At 56.5% G+C, this 15,001-nt stretch carries 13 protein-coding genes; 4 read left to right on the top strand and 9 right to left on the bottom strand.

Annotated elements, in window-relative coordinates; translation table 11 throughout:
* Positions 1 to 16 precede the first annotated feature (16 nt).
* On the top strand, positions 17 to 799 hold the full coding sequence (gene bioH, locus APU11_RS23675; RefSeq protein WP_060578731.1) for a pimeloyl-ACP methyl ester esterase BioH: 783 nt from the start codon (positions 17 to 19) through the stop codon (positions 797 to 799).
* Here bioH and feoC read toward each other — a convergent pair.
* The 5 genes from feoC to greB all read right to left on the bottom strand — a co-directional run bounded on the left by feoC (position 771) and on the right by greB (position 6,820).
* On the bottom strand, positions 771 to 1,010 hold the full coding sequence (feoC, locus tag APU11_RS23670) for a [Fe-S]-dependent transcriptional repressor FeoC (RefSeq protein WP_013099093.1): 240 nt from the start codon (positions 1,008 to 1,010) through the stop codon (positions 771 to 773). The two genes, bioH and feoC, sit on opposite strands and share 29 nt — an antisense overlap.
* Before the next feature lie 8 nt (positions 1,011 to 1,018).
* Complete coding sequence (gene feoB / locus APU11_RS23665) at positions 1,019 to 3,337, bottom strand: Fe(2+) transporter permease subunit FeoB (protein WP_058650514.1); 2,319 nt, start codon at positions 3,335 to 3,337, stop codon at positions 1,019 to 1,021.
* Positions 3,338 to 3,367: 30 nt separating this feature from the next.
* Positions 3,368 to 3,595 (bottom strand): ferrous iron transporter A, encoded by a 228-nt coding sequence (feoA, locus tag APU11_RS23660; RefSeq protein ID WP_010436417.1) that lies wholly within the window; start codon positions 3,593 to 3,595, stop codon positions 3,368 to 3,370.
* A 334-nt stretch (positions 3,596 to 3,929) separates the two neighbouring features.
* Entirely contained in the window at positions 3,930 to 6,260 is a 2,331-nt protein-coding gene (locus tag APU11_RS23655; protein WP_013099091.1) for a Tex family protein, read from the bottom strand.
* A gap of 86 nt (positions 6,261 to 6,346) precedes the next feature.
* Positions 6,347 to 6,820, bottom strand: coding sequence for a transcription elongation factor GreB (greB, locus tag APU11_RS23650; protein ID WP_013099090.1), 474 nt, complete (start codon positions 6,818 to 6,820; stop codon positions 6,347 to 6,349).
* A gap of 232 nt (positions 6,821 to 7,052) precedes the next feature.
* On the opposite strand from greB, the gene ompR reads away from it, so the two are divergent.
* The gene (gene ompR, locus APU11_RS23645) at positions 7,053 to 7,772 is read left to right on the top strand and encodes a two-component system response regulator OmpR (RefSeq protein ID WP_006177890.1); all 720 of its coding nucleotides are present in this window, start codon (positions 7,053 to 7,055) and stop codon (positions 7,770 to 7,772) included.
* On the top strand, positions 7,769 to 9,115 hold the full coding sequence (gene envZ / locus APU11_RS23640) for a two-component system sensor histidine kinase EnvZ (protein ID WP_029882169.1): 1,347 nt from the start codon (positions 7,769 to 7,771) through the stop codon (positions 9,113 to 9,115). The genes ompR and envZ overlap by 4 nt, the downstream gene beginning before the upstream one ends.
* Before the next feature lie 125 nt (positions 9,116 to 9,240).
* Here the strand turns inward: envZ and pckA are convergent, their stop codons facing one another.
* Positions 9,241 to 10,860 (bottom strand): phosphoenolpyruvate carboxykinase (ATP), encoded by a 1,620-nt coding sequence (pckA, locus tag APU11_RS23635; protein WP_014833557.1) that lies wholly within the window; start codon positions 10,858 to 10,860, stop codon positions 9,241 to 9,243.
* Between the two features lie 335 nt (positions 10,861 to 11,195).
* On the opposite strand from pckA, the gene APU11_RS23630 reads away from it, so the two are divergent.
* Positions 11,196 to 12,944, top strand: coding sequence for a DUF4153 domain-containing protein (locus tag APU11_RS23630; protein WP_058650513.1), 1,749 nt, complete (start codon positions 11,196 to 11,198; stop codon positions 12,942 to 12,944).
* A 34-nt stretch (positions 12,945 to 12,978) separates the two neighbouring features.
* Here the strand turns inward: APU11_RS23630 and hslO are convergent, their stop codons facing one another.
* From hslO to yrfG, 3 genes are read right to left on the bottom strand one after another with little or no spacing between them, the layout of a single operon-like run.
* Positions 12,979 to 13,857 carry an Hsp33 family molecular chaperone HslO gene (gene hslO, locus APU11_RS23625; protein ID WP_040022722.1) on the bottom strand — a complete coding sequence of 293 codons (879 nt, stop codon included), beginning with the start codon at positions 13,855 to 13,857 and terminating at the stop codon, positions 12,979 to 12,981.
* 24 nt (positions 13,858 to 13,881) lie between these two features.
* Complete coding sequence (gene hslR, locus APU11_RS23620) at positions 13,882 to 14,283, bottom strand: ribosome-associated heat shock protein Hsp15 (RefSeq protein ID WP_013099083.1); 402 nt, start codon at positions 14,281 to 14,283, stop codon at positions 13,882 to 13,884.
* Positions 14,280 to 14,963: a GMP/IMP nucleotidase gene (yrfG, locus tag APU11_RS23615; RefSeq protein ID WP_013099082.1), complete on the bottom strand. Its 684-nt coding sequence runs from the start codon at positions 14,961 to 14,963 to the stop codon at positions 14,280 to 14,282. The genes hslR and yrfG overlap by 4 nt, the downstream gene beginning before the upstream one ends.
* Positions 14,964 to 15,001: the final 38 nt, after the last annotated feature.

Here is a 15,001-nt window from a genome sequence, read left to right as displayed (position 1 = left end):
AAGAGAACAGTAACTGATGAAGACGCTGTGGTGGCAGACCGTAGGGACGGGAAATCGCCATCTTGTGCTGCTGCACGGATGGGGACTGAATGCGGAAGTATGGCATTGCGTAAATGAGGAACTTGCCTCGCATTTCACGCTGCATCTGGTGGATTTACCCGGTTTTGGCCGCAGCCGGGGCTATGGGGCGATGTCGCTTGACGAAATGGCGCAGCAGGTTCTGGCCGCCGCACCGCAACAGGCCATCTGGCTCGGCTGGAGTCTGGGCGGGCTGGTGGCAAGTGAGGTTGCATTAACGAACCCTGAACGCGTGCAGGCGCTGGTAACGGTGGCCTCGTCGCCGAACTTCAGTGCGCAGGAGGAGTGGCCGGGTATTAAGCCGGACGTACTGAGCAACTTCCAGCGGCAGTTGAGCGAAGATTACCAGCGAACGGTAGAACGCTTCCTGGCCCTGCAGACGATGGGGACAGAGAGCGCCCGTAAGGATGCCCGTCTGCTGAAGCAAACCGTGCTGTCGCTGCCGATGCCGGATGTGGAGGTGCTGAACGGGGGACTCGAATTACTGAAAACGGTCGACCTGCGTGAGCCGATGACCGCGCTGGCGGTGCCGCACCTGCGCATTTATGGTTATCTGGATGGGCTGGTTCCACGCAAAGTGGTGCCACTGCTGGATGAACTGTGGCCAGAGAGTCAATCGCTGACAATCGCCAAAGCGGCCCATGCGCCGTTTATCTCGCATCCTGCCGAGTTTTGTTCAGCGTTGATCGCCTTCAATCACGAAGTGCCCACCACTCCCTGAGACAGGCTTTCCCTTCCGGGCAATGTTTACAACTGCCGGACAGACAACCGTCCGGCTCTTCCTGAATACGTATGGCTTTCCCCATCGCTTCCAGTCTTTCCAGCATGGCATCGATCATCGGCTGCGGCGTATGCAGGCTGAGGCTCAGCTGTTTTGCCTCCATACGCCCCTGCAACGCCAGTAAATCACGAACCTGAATCAACGATGCCATGGCTCCCCCTAGTGACAATCGCCCGCCGGGCTGTTGCAGCAGGTCGCGGCGGTTTTACGGTTTGCCAGCAGGTTGATATCGACGCGGCTGCGTGCCCGGCGTAGCAGACCGAGAACGAGCACGTTAAACAGCACAACCGCCAGGATGCAGACCAGGCTGTAGCGCGGATGCTGGCTGAAGTTAACGGTCTGGTAAAAGAGCGTCGCCAGCGAGTAGGCGATGTTTAAGCCCCACAGGATGGAGAACCCCATCCAGCCGCGGCTGGACTCACGGGCTATCGCCCCCATCACCGAGATGCACGGAATATAGAGCAGGACAAAGATGAGGTAGCTGTAGGCCGCTGACGCGCTGCCAAATTTCTCGCTCATCACGCCCATGGCACCGGTGGCCATTTCGCCGTCGCCTTTGCTGGCTTCAATCGGGTTCGCCAGTACGCTCAGGCTGAAGGTGTCTTTCAGGCTCTGCCAGGTCTCTTCCACCGCGCCGAGCAGTTCATCACCGAGGTGGAACGCCGCCGGGTTAAACTCTTCTTCCTGGATATTCTCAGCGGTGTAAAGCGTGTTCAGGGTGCCGACCACCACCTCTTTTGCCATCGCGCCGGTGAACAGGCCAACGGTCGCCTGCCAGTTGTCTTCATGCACGCCAATCGGTTTAAACACCGGGGTAATGATGCGGCTCACGGAGGCGAGGGCGGAGTCGTTGATGTTATCCGCCGCCTGCCCGCTCAGGGTGAAACTGTTCAGCGCGCTCAGGAAGATGCTGACGATGACAATCACTTTACCGGCGCGCAGCACAAAACCTTTCAGGCGCTGCCAGGTCTGGATCGCCAGGCTTTTCAGATGCGGCACGTGATACACCGGCAGTTCCATCACAAACGGCGACGCTTCCCCGCGCATGATGGTGTGTTTAAGCATGAGCCCGGTCAGGATCGCCATCACGATGCCCAGCACATACAGCGAGAAGACCGCCAGTGCCCCTTCCTGACCAAAGAAGGCCGCGGCAAAGACCGCAAAGATAGCCAGTCGCGCCCCGCAGGACATAAATGGCGCCATCATGATGGTCATCAGACGTTCGCGGGGTGCATCAAGCGTGCGCGCACCCATTACCGACGGGACGTTACAGCCGAAGCCGACAATCAGCGGGACGAAGGATTTACCCGGCAGACCCAGGGCCTGCATCAGACGATCCATCACGAAAGCCGCACGCGCCATGTAACCGGAGTCCTCAAGGAACGAGAGGAACAGGTACATCATGCCGATTTGCGGTACCAGCGGCAGAACGGTGTTGATACCACCACCGATCCCCTGGGCGAGGAAAATGGTCAGCCATTCCGGGAAGTGCAGGGTGTAGCCCAGCCACTGAATACCGTGGACAAATATCGCCACAGAACCAGCATCGAAAATAGGCTGTAGCGCGCCACCGATGTTAATAGCGAGCAGGAACATCAGGTACATGACCAGTAAAAAGATCGGCAAACCGAGGAAGCGGTTAAGCACAATCTTGTCCACGGCGGCCGTAAAGCGGCTTGGCTCAGCAGTCAGGGCATTACTGACCACGTCGCAAATGGCGGCGATGGCCTGATAGCGCGCGTCGGCGATGTGCAGGGCCGGGTCATCGAGCTCATCGCTCAGACGCGCCAGCGCCACGTCCAGTTTGTCTGCGGCATGGACCGCATAGGCACGGCTGTAGATATCGCCTTCCAGCATCTGCAGGCCGAGCCACAGGCGCTGTCTGGCGGGCATGCTGTTGTCCATTTCCTGCGCCAGCAGACCGGCTTCGCGCAGAAGCGGTTGCGCATAGTGCACCAGCTCAACGTCGGCGTTGCCCGCGTGGCGGTCAATGGCCAGCTTCAGTGCGTCAATTCCGCGGGCACGGGTAGAAACCAGCGGCACTACCGGGCAGCCCAGACGCGCGGAGAGGGCGTCGACGTCGATACGCAGCTTTTGTTTCTCTGCGATGTCGAGCATGTTGAGCGCCACAATGCAGGGGATCCCCAGCTCAAGCAATTGCAGCGTCAGATAGAGGTTACGTTCCAGGTTAGATGCATCGACCACGTTGATTAACAGGTCCGCATCGCCACTCAGAATATAGTGACAGGCAATCTGCTCATCGAGCGAGGTTTGTGACGAAATGGTGGTTAAGGAGTAGGTGCCGGGCAGATCCACCAGGGTGACCTGATTGTCTGTCGTGGTGAACTGGCCTTCTTTACGTTCAACCGTTACGCCCGCCCAGTTACCCACACGCTGGCGTGCACCGGTGAGCTGGTTAAATAACGTTGTCTTGCCGGAATTAGGATTGCCAATTAAGCCAATAGTTAATTTTTTCATTGTTTTCGACTCACTGAAACCGCTGGCTTGTTATTGGGATAAGGCTTCGACTTCAATTAATGCGAGGTCTTTTTTACGCAGTACCAGATTCACGCGCCGGGTTTCGATATGAACGGGATCACCTAACGGGGCCACGCGCACTACCTGGAATGACGAGCCGGGGAGCATGCCCAGCGACAGCAGCTTTTGCCGATAGGCCGGGCTAATTTCGCGGGTAAAACCGGTAATTTTCCATGCACTGTCTGGAGTGAATTGCATAATGCCTGATTCCACGGAAGGTTAAATTATCTACTATGGGATGATAATGAGAATAGTTTTTATCAGCAATATGAAAACTGTGACGGAATGTTGTTAAGCGTATTAATTTACGGCCTGTTTGACCTTGCTCAATATTTGCTGAATTACGGGGCAGGGAATAATAAATGTATTTGTTAACGGAGTGATAAATGGTGGTTTAAATATGGATATGCAATCGGTTTCATCTCTTGCGATATAATTTGTCCCCTCACCCCAACCCTCTCCCACAGGGAGAGGGTGTTCAAGTTCCCTCTCCCCTTTGGGGAGAGGGTTAGGGTGAGGGGCATTTACAACCTTAGCGTTTCTTACCCATCGCGGCCGCCAGCGCATCCATCATTGCGCTGTTACCCGCAGGCTGCGCATCACGCCCACGCGGCTTCGCGCCTTTGGCGGCAGGGCGCTGCTGCTCACGGCTACCGCCGTTACTGCCGCGGCGCGCATTGGTTTCACCTGGCTGCTCGTCCAGACGCATGGTCAGGGCGATTCGCTTGCGCTGCAGGTCCACTTCCAGCACTTTCACCTTCACGATATCGCCCGCTTTGACCACCGTATGCGGATCTTCAACGAACTTATCGGCGAGCGATGAGATATGCACCAGGCCATCCTGATGCACGCCGATATCGACAAAAGCGCCAAAGTTAGTGACGTTGGTGACGGCGCCTTCCAGCACCATGCCCGGCAGCAGGTCGTTCATGGTCTCGATGCCGTCGGCAAAGGTCGCGGTTTTGAACTCAGGACGCGGATCGCGGCCCGGTTTTTCCAGCTCTTTGATGATGTCGGTCACGGTCGGCACGCCGAACTGCTCGTCGGTGAAATCGACCGCTTTCAGGTTGCGCAGCGCGTTGCTGTCGCCCATCAGGTCTTTGAGTGCCTGCTGAGTCGCTGCCAGAATGCGCTCAACCACCGGGTAGGCTTCCGGGTGAACGGTTGAGGCATCCAGCGGGTTATCGCCGTGGTTGATGCGCAGGAAGCCCGCACACTGCTCAAACGCTTTCGGCCCCAGACGGCTTACCTTCAGCAACTGCTGGCGGTTCTGGAACTGACCGTTCTCATCACGCCAGGCAACGATGTTCTGCGCCATCATGCGGGTTAAGCCTGCCACGCGGGTCAGCAGAGGAACGGAGGCGGTGTTCAGGTCCACGCCCACGGCGTTTACGCAATCTTCCACCACCGCATCCAGCTTACGCGCCAGCTGCGTCTGGCTCACGTCGTGCTGATACTGGCCCACACCGATGGATTTCGGGTCGATCTTCACCAGTTCCGCCAGCGGATCCTGCAGACGACGGGCGATAGAGACCGCACCACGCAGGGAGACGTCCAGGTCCGGGAACTCCTGGGCCGCCAGCTCTGACGCAGAATAGACGGACGCCCCGGCCTCGCTGACGATCACTTTCTGCGCCGTCACTTTCGGGAACTGTTTCTGCACGTCGAGGTAGAAACGTTCGGTTTCGCGGGAGGCCGTACCGTTGCCGATAGCCACCAGCTCAACGTTATATTTCTCGCACAGTGCGGCCACCACTACAGCAGCCTTCGCCGCCTGACCGGTATGCGGGTAAATGGTGTCGGTTGCCACCAGCTTGCCGGTACCGTCAACCACCGCCACTTTTACGCCGGTACGCAGACCCGGATCGAGACCCATGGTCGCACGCAGGCCAGCAGGTGCGGCCATCAGCAGATCATGCAGGTTACGGGCAAAGACGTTGATTGCTTCGTCTTCCGCACGCTCGCGCACGGTGCCCATCAGTTCGGTTTCGAGGTGCATCAGCACCTTAATGCGCCATGTCCAGCTCACCACGCCTTTACGCCAGCTGTCCGCCGGGGCGTTATTCAGGCGCAGGCCGAGGTGATCGGTGATGATCTGCTCGCAGTGGCTCTCTTTTGGCGGCTCATCAAACTGCGGGTCGGCGTTGAGAGAGAGCTGCAGCACGCCTTCATTACGGCCGCGGAACATGGCCAGCGCACGGTGAGAAGGCACAGTTGAAATCGGTTCGTGGTGATCGAAGTAGTCGCGGAATTTCGCGCCTTCCTCTTCTTTGCCTGCCACCACGGTAGAGACGATGTGGGCGTTCTTCCACAGATAATCACGCACACGGGAGAGCAGGGCGGCATCCTCGGAGAAGCGCTCCATCAGAATGTAGCGTGCGCCATCAAGGGCCGCTTTGGTGTCTGCCACGCCTTTGTCAGCGTCGATAAATTTGGCCGCTTCGGTTTCCGGGTCGTGTGACGGTTCGTTCCACAGCAGCTCGGCCAGCGGCTCCAGACCTGCTTCAATTGCAATCTGCCCGCGCGTACGGCGCTTCGGTTTGTAGGGCAGATAGAGGTCTTCGAGTTCAGTTTTGCTCAGGGTGCCGTTAATGGCCTTTTCCAGATCGCTGGTCAGTTTGCCCTGTTCGCCGATGGATTTGAGGATTGCCTGACGGCGGTCTTCCAGTTCACGGAGGTAGCCCAGACGGGTCTCCAGGTTACGCAGCTGCGTGTCATCCAGACCGCCGGTGACTTCCTTACGATAACGTGCAATAAACGGCACGGTGTTCCCTTCATCAAGCAGGCGAACGGCAGCTTCTACCTGTTCGGCTCTGGCCTGAAGTTCACCCGCAATAATGCGGCAGAGCGAATCTTTCATCATGGCTTTATCATCTTGTGGGTCAAAAATCAGGGGATAGTTATACGGGCTGACACGGTAAAATGCCAGCCGTGGAGGGCGCTCTCGGACTATTTTACGTAGGTGATCTCATTGACGTACCAGCTCGCTTCTCCGGCAGGCGTCTGGACAACGGCTAAATCACCCACCTCCTTTTTCAGCAGCGCGCGGGCCATCGGCGAGTCGATGGAGATGTAATCCTTACGGCCAAAAATTTCGTCGTACCCGACAATGCGAAAGCGCAGGGTATTGCCATCATCATTCTCGATCTCTACCCACGCGCCGAAGAAGACTTTGCCCTCCTGCTGCGGTGAATAATCGACAATTTTAAGATTCTCGAGACATTTGGTCAGATAGCGTACCCGACGGTCGATCTCACGCAGCCGCTTTTTGTTGTACTGGTAGTCAGCATTTTCGCTGCGGTCGCCCAGGCTTGCCGCCCAGGTAACTTTTTTGGTCACTTCCGGACGCTCTTCGCGCCACAGATAATCCATCTCTTTTTTGAGTTTTTCGTACCCTTCGCGGGTGATCAGGGGCGTTTTCATACTGTGACCTTCAGACTCGACTTCATTGCAAACATTGCGCACATTACGTATCACGTAGTCTATCAGACAGCGTTAATAATCATTTATGTGATGAATTGTGCAGATAAGCTGCTGTTAAATATGCTTTGTAACAATTTCGACTAGAATTTATACCAGAATTCGCTGGTCGAACCCGTGCACTTTTTTAGAATACGCTGTTATTAGACTATCCGAACCTTTGGGAGTACACACAATGCAAGAGAACTACAAAATTCTGGTCGTGGATGACGACATGCGCCTGCGTGCGCTGCTGGAACGTTATCTGACCGAGCAGGGCTTCCAGGTTCGTAGCGTCGCGAACGCTGAGCAGATGGACCGCCTGCTGACCCGTGAATCCTTCCATCTTATGGTCCTCGACCTGATGCTGCCGGGCGAAGACGGGCTCTCTATCTGCCGCCGTCTGCGCAGCCAGAGCAACCCCATGCCAATCATTATGGTGACGGCGAAAGGGGAAGAGGTTGACCGTATCGTGGGCCTCGAAATTGGCGCTGACGACTACATTCCTAAACCGTTTAACCCGCGTGAACTGCTGGCGCGTATTCGGGCCGTGCTGCGCCGTCAGGCGAACGAACTGCCAGGCGCACCGTCGCAGGAAGAAGCGGTGATTGCGTTCGGGAAGTTCAAGCTGAACCTCGGTACGCGTGAGATGTTCCGTGAAGACGAGCCAATGCCGCTCACCAGCGGCGAGTTCGCGGTACTGAAAGCGCTGGTCAGCCACCCGCGTGAGCCGCTCTCCCGTGACAAGCTGATGAACCTGGCGCGCGGCCGTGAATACTCGGCAATGGAACGTTCCATCGACGTGCAGATCTCTCGTCTGCGCCGCATGGTGGAAGAAGATCCGGCGCATCCTCGTTATATTCAGACCGTGTGGGGTCTGGGCTACGTGTTCGTCCCGGACGGCGCTAAAGCATGAGGCGAATGCGCTTCTCACCGCGAAGCTCGTTTGCCCGTACCCTGCTTTTGATTGTCACCTTGCTGTTTGTCAGCCTGGTGACAACCTACCTGGTGGTGCTGAACTTTGCGATCCTGCCGAGCCTTCAGCAGTTTAATAAGGTCCTGGCGTACGAAGTGCGTATGCTGATGACCGATAAACTGCAGCTGGAGGACGGCACGCAGTTAGTGGTTCCTCCGGCGTTTCGCCGTGAAATCTACCGTGAACTGGGCATTTCGCTCTATTCGAATGAAGCGGCGGAAGACGCGGGTCTGCGCTGGGCACAGCACTATGAATTCCTCAGCCAGCAGATGGCGCAGCAGCTGGGGGGCCCGACGGAGGTGCGTGTTGAGGTCAACAAAAGCTCGCCGGTTGTCTGGCTGAAAACCTGGCTGTCGCCCAATATCTGGGTGCGCGTTCCGCTGACCGAAATCCACCAGGGCGACTTCTCGCCGCTGTTCCGCTACACCCTTGCCATCATGCTGTTAGCGATAGGCGGCGCGTGGCTGTTTATCCGCATACAGAACCGACCGCTGGTCGACCTGGAACACGCTGCGCTCCAGGTCGGTAAAGGGATTATTCCGCCGCCGCTGCGTGAATATGGCGCATCGGAGGTGCGTTCGGTGACGCGCGCGTTTAATCATATGGCGGCTGGCGTCAAACAGCTGGCGGATGACCGTACGCTGCTGATGGCGGGCGTCAGCCATGATCTGCGTACGCCACTCACGCGTATCCGACTGGCGACGGAGATGATGGGCGAAGAGGACGGTTATCTCGCCGAGTCCATCAACAAGGATATCGAAGAGTGTAACGCCATCATTGAGCAGTTTATTGACTACCTGCGTACCGGGCAGGAGATGCCGATGGAGATGGCTGACCTGAACGCGGTGCTGGGCGAAGTGGTGGCGGCTGAAAGCGGCTACGAGCGTGAGATTGATACCGACCTTCAGGCCGGTGAAATTCAGGTTCGCATGCATCCGCTCTCCATCAAGCGCGCGGTGGCAAACATGGTGGTGAATGCGGCCCGCTACGGTAATGGCTGGATTAAAGTCAGCAGCGGATCGGAACTCAACCGCGCCTGGTTCCAGGTGGAAGATGACGGTCCGGGTATCAAGCCCGAGCAGCGTAAGCATCTGTTCCAGCCGTTTGTGCGCGGCGACAGCGCGCGCAGCACCAGCGGAACCGGTTTAGGCCTGGCGATTGTGCAGCGTATTGTTGATAACCATAACGGGTTGCTGGAGATTGGTACCAGCGAGCGGGGTGGGTTGAGCATTCGCGCCTGGTTGCCGGTGCCGGTGACGCGGGGGCAAGTGAAAGAGGGTTAAAAAAGGGTGGCTTAAGCCACCCTTTTTTGTAGGTCGGGTAAGGCGAAGCCGCCACCCGACAAGGTACGGTCGCTGCGGCCTGATGCCCTCACCCCAACCCTCTCCCACCGGGAGAGTGAGAAGGGCTACAGCTTCGGTCCCGCACTCACCAGCGCTTCACCCGCTGGGGTATCGGTATACTTCTCGAAGTTCTCAATAAACAGCTTCGCCAGCGTTTCCGCTTTCTCACGCCACTGTTCCGGGGAACCGTAGGTGTTACGTGGGTCAAGGATATGCGTATCCACGCCCGGCAGCGCCGTTGGAATAGCCAGATCAAACATCGGCAGGGTGAAGGTTTCAGCGTTATCCAGAGAACCATCCAGAATGGCGTCGATAATGGCGCGGGTATCTTTGATGGAGATACGCTTGCCGGTACCGTTCCAGCCGGTGTTAACCAGGTACGCCTGCGCCCCGGAGGCCTGCATGCGTTTTACCAGCACTTCTGCGTACTGCGTCGGGTGCAGCGACAGGAAGGCCGCGCCGAAGCAGGCGGAAAACGTTGGGGTTGGCTCCGTCACGCCCCGCTCGGTGCCCGCCAGTTTGGCGGTAAAACCGGAGAGGAAATGATACTGCGTCTGGCTGGCGGTCAGGCGGGAAACCGGCGGCAGCACGCCGAACGCATCCGCCGTCAGGAAAATCACCTTCGTCGCATGACCCGCTTTCGACACCGGCTTCACAATGTTGTCGATGTGGTAGATCGGGTAGGAAACGCGGGTGTTTTCGGTTTTGGATGCGTCGTCGAAGTCGATAGAGCCGTCGGCACGTACGGTGACGTTTTCCAGCAGCGCATCGCGGCGGATGGCATGGAAGATATCCGGCTCAGCTTCTTCAGACAGACGAATGGTCTTCGCGTAGCAACCGCCTTCGAAGTTAAACACGCCGTCGTCATCCCAGCCGTGCTCGTCATCCCCAATCAGACGACGTTTTGGATCGGTAGACAGGGTGGTTTTACCGGTGCCGGACAGGCCAAAGAACACCGCCACATCCCCTTTTTCACCGACGTTCGCTGAGCAGTGCATAGAGGCGATACCGCGCAGCGGCAGCAGGTAGTTCATGACCGAGAACATGCCTTTCTTCATCTCGCCGCCGTACCAGGTACCGCCAATCAGCTGGATACGCTCGGTCAGGTTAAAGGCGATAAAGTTCTCGGAGTTCAGGCCCTGCTCTTGCCACTGTGGGTTGGTGCATTTGGCACCGTTCATCACGATGAAATCGGGTTTGAACGTCTGCAGCTCTTCGTCGGTTGGACGAATAAACATGTTTTTCACGAAATGTGCCTGCCAGGCCACTTCGGTGATAAAACGCACGGAAAGACGGGTGTCGGCGTTAGCTCCGCAGAAAGCGTCGACAATGAACAGACGCTTGCCGGAAAGTTGTTGGGTGACGAGCCCTTTCAGATGCTGCCAGGTTTCCGGGGAGAGCGGTTTGTTATCGTTCTTCCCTTTGCCCTTGTCAGCCCACCACAGCGTGTCGCGGGTGGTTTCGTCTCGGACGATATACTTATCTTTCGGCGAACGACCGGTAAAGATACCGGTATCGACGGCGATAGCACCAAGGTTAGTCAACACACCTCGCTCGTATCCTTCCAGTGCTGGATTGAGCTCTTCCTGATACAGCGTATCGTAATCGGGGTTGTAGACGATTTCCTGGACGTCGTGAATACCATAAGCCTTGAGATCTTGCGGGGTTAAACCAGTAACACGCATATCACTGCTCCTTAGCCAATATGTACTGCCTGAAATTGTAGGGTTTTTCTGAGGTTGTTAACCGCGACGGGGCTCATAGATTTACGTATCTGGTCAAAACCCTTACTAACGGAAAACGCTGCGACTCCAGTCACAGGGCAGGCGGATTATCGCAGGAATCGCTTTTTTGTTGGGGAAAATGTTCCGAAAAGGTTAATGGCTGGTGATTTTATCGGAAAGAATGTGAATGTAATCGCATACACGTAAGAAAATTACGTAAGGGTTACAGTATGAAAACGATTCATGTCGTCCGCGGATTGATGAAACAATACGCTTTTCTGGAAAAGGGATGAGAGATGGAAAACAGTGAAACGTTATCCCCTTCAACGCGCCTGGCCATCGTGCTGGTGGGCGCTCTACAGGGGCTGATTTGCTACGGGATCAGCGAGTACATCGCGTATGCGAAATTGCCATCCGATACGGTGTGGTCTTTGTGCGTGATGCCTGCAACGGTGGCGATGACCGCCACTGTCGCGCTTTCCGTGACGTCATTCAGAAAACCGTTACTCTGGCTGGCGCTCGCGATCGTTGGCGCTGTTGTCGCCGGTATGGGCGCCTGGCTTAAGTGGAGCGTGTCCGGGCTTGAACACTGGGAAATTAAAGAGGCCGTGCTCGTCTGGGGCTTTCATCTTCTTTTGATGATGCTATTGATGTTGCCATGGCTGCAAAGGCGTCTGTCGCCTGCGACGACGGCCTCGTTCTACAGTGATTTTTACGATAAGCACTGGCACAACGCGCTGACTATACTCACTATTTTTATCTCCAACGGCCTCTTCTGGCTGGTGCTTTTCCTCTGGGCTGAACTCTTCAAACTCATTGGCATTCAGTTTTTTGATCGCCTTTTCTTCCAGTCTGACTGGTTTATTTCAGTGGCGATTGGCGTGGTTTCTGCCAGTGTCGCCGTGCTGGCGCGTATGCAGGTGCGCTTGATGCGCGCATTACAAAATCTGCTTACCCTGATCGCCACCGGCCTGTTGCCTCTGATGGCGGCCTTAGCCCTGCTGTTTATTGGCGCATTGCCCGTGATGGGCTTTGAGGCCATTTCCGCACGGATATCCGCGGCGGGCCTGCTGACCGCCTTAGCGCTACTGCTCCTTTTTCTGGTGACGATTGTCTGGCATCCGCAGCGTCAGACGCTACCTTACTATGCGCTTCTCAACGGGATGGTTTGTCTCGCCATCGCTATCGTTCCCGCCTATCCGGTGTTAGCAGGGTGGGCGTTATGGCTGCGCATTTCGCAATATGGCTGGTCGCCGGAGCGTCTGTATGGCGTGCTCATTATGCTGGTAGCGCTGGTCTGGGCGGTAGGATTTTGCATAAGCGTTGTCTTCTGTCGCCGCGAAGCACAAAAGCTGCAGGCGTCCGTTATCCCGCTAACGGGGTTAGTTGCGCTTATTCTCCTGATCCTGATTCATACGCCGGTGCTTGATCCGTGGCGTATCAGCGTTGAAAGCCATATGGTGCGCTACCACGACGGGCGCATCAACGCGGATCAGGTCAGCCTGTATATGCTCAGCAACAGCGGGCGTAAGGGACGCGAAGCCATGCAGACGCTGCAATACGATCGGCAGTTTATGGCTGAGCCAAAGCGCCAGCGTGAGCTGTACGGCCTTCTCAGCGGAAACCGGGACGGAGCAGGGAAGATGACAGCCGGGATGCTTGAGAAGCAGTTCACACTCGCACCGGGTACGTCTCGCCCCGACAAGGGGTTATGGCAGGCGATGCTGAATAACCAGTACCGATTTGATTCCTGCAGCCGCGAGCGGAAAACCTGTTTACTGATGTCACTGGATCTGAACGGCGACGGCAAGCCTGAAGCGGTGATTTATCAGTTTAGCGACCGCACGATTGTGGTGTACACGCAAACCGGTACCGGCTGGAAGCTGGCAGGCGATACCTGGAAAATGCCTGATGGTTTATCACGGGAAGAGCTGGAACGCGCAGTGCAGCAGGGGAAGGTGAAACCCGTTGTGAAGCCGTGGGCAGATATTGAGATCTTCGGTGAACGCGTAGAGATAAACTACGATAATGCACTGGTGCGTTAACAAAACGGCTCCTTGTGGAGCCGTTGCTTTATGATCAGTGAACCTGCGGATCCGCCGGAGAGGCGTTGTTGCGGATCTCAGCGATATCCATCGAGTTGAACACATAGTGCGTACCGCAGTAGTCACAGTGCATATCGATTTCACCGTCTTCAGCCATAATGCTGTCGATCTCTTCATCCGGCAGGGTTTTCAGTGCGCCAGCGCAGCGTTCACGTGAACAGGTGCACTTAAACTCCACGGCTTGTGGATCGTAAACCGTCACCTCTTCTTCATGATACAGACGCCACAGCACATCGGTCGCCGACAGGTTGAACAGCTCTTCCGCCTTGATGGTTTCGGTTAGCGTCGCCAGGTGCTCAAAATCATTGGTCTGCGCATCCTGTGCGGGCAGAACCTGCAGCAGCATACCGCCTGCAGCGGGTTGCCCGTCTACTTCACCGGTACGGATAAACAGGCGAGTTGGCAGCTGTTCTGAACGCATGAAGTAATCTTCCAGGCAGGCGGCCAGGGTATCGCCTTCCAGACCGACCACGCCCTGATAGCGTTCACCTTCTTCCGGGGAGATGGTGATCACCAGGTAGCCATTGCCCACCAGCGTTTTCAGGTCGGCATTATCAGGAACGTCGCCCTGAACGCGCGCGACGCCGCGCATCTGCTGCTGATTGTTACCGTTGATCACGGCCAGCGACATCGGGCCATCACCCTGCAGCTGCACGGTGATATCACCGGCAAACTTCAGCGTGGCGGTCAGCAGGCTGGTGGCAACCAGCAGTTCGCCCAACAGGGTTTTCACCGGCAGCGGGTAGTTGTGGTTTTCCAGAATCTGTTTCCAGGTTTCGGATACGGTGACCAGCTCGCCACGCACGGCGAATTGTTCAAACAGATAGCGGTGTAATTGGTCGTGTTGGGCCATAATAGTCTCTCGTGCAGGTGAGGGTTACTCGGTCTCACCGTGTTTAAATTTCATCAGATCGCGGCGCTCTTTTTTATCCGGTCGCCGGTCCGGGTGGGGCATGGTCAGCGCATTCATTTTGCGCGCCAGCGCGGTCTTCTCGCGCTTTTCAATGCTCTCAGCCGTCTCTTCATAAAGCTGTACGGCTTCAGATGCGGGCCGTCGTTGTTCGGTAATGGCTTTAATCACCACCGTTCGTTCATCGTTGCCCTGACGCAGCGTTAAGGTGGCATTCAGTTCAACCAGCTTACTCGGCTTGCTACGCTGGCCGTTGTAATGCACCTTTCCGCCGTCGATCATCTCGCGGGCAAGGGCGCGCGTTTTATAAAAACGGGCTGCCCACAGCCATTTATCCAGTCTTACCCCATCTGAGGGTTTTTCTTTCATGGCGTCTCCTTCACGGTCAGTGAGGGGATCATCTGACGATAGTCACCCAGCCCCGGATGCCGCAGATAGCTTTTGTCCGCCAGGCCGGAGTCAGGATTGGTCACGCCCAGGCAGTAGCGAATGCCAAACGCCGCGGCGGAATCCAGAATGGGCTCGCTGTCATCAATGAACAGCGTGCGTTCCGGCTGTAAACCGGTCTCTTCCTTCACCGCATGCCACAACCGCTGATCCTCTTTCGGATAACCAAATGTGTGGGTGGAAAGTAATAAATCAAGGTGTGACGCAAGACCCGTATGTTCCAGCTTCACGGCCAGATTATGCGGATGGGCGTTGGTCAGCAAAATACGGCGCTTGCCGCTTGCTTTCAGCGCATCCAGGAAGGGCACGGTGTCCTCACGCAGTACGGCGCGCGGGCCCTGGGCGGTGGTCATGGCACAAATATCCAAACCGAGTCGTTCGCTCCAGTAGTCCAGACAGTACCAGTTTAGCGTATGTTGCACCGCGCTATATTGCGAACGAATGAATTCCTGCGCTTCTGCCGGGGAGATACCCTGCTGTTCGCCATAGGTCTCCGGGACCAGCTTTTGCCAGAAGTAATTATCGAAGGCGAGATCGAGCAGCGTGCCGTCCATATCCAGCAGGACGGTATCAACCTCCTGCCAGGCGATATCAAGATGCATAGGGGAACTCCAGCCAGAAGAAACGTGCGCGACAGGGT

It is taken from the genome of Enterobacter sp. 50793107, assembly GCF_001463365.1.
GTDB lineage: Bacteria > Pseudomonadota > Gammaproteobacteria > Enterobacterales > Enterobacteriaceae > Enterobacter > Enterobacter cloacae.
The sequence above is the reverse complement of the archived record's forward strand: the minus strand, read 5'-3'. Positions and strand labels throughout refer to the sequence as shown.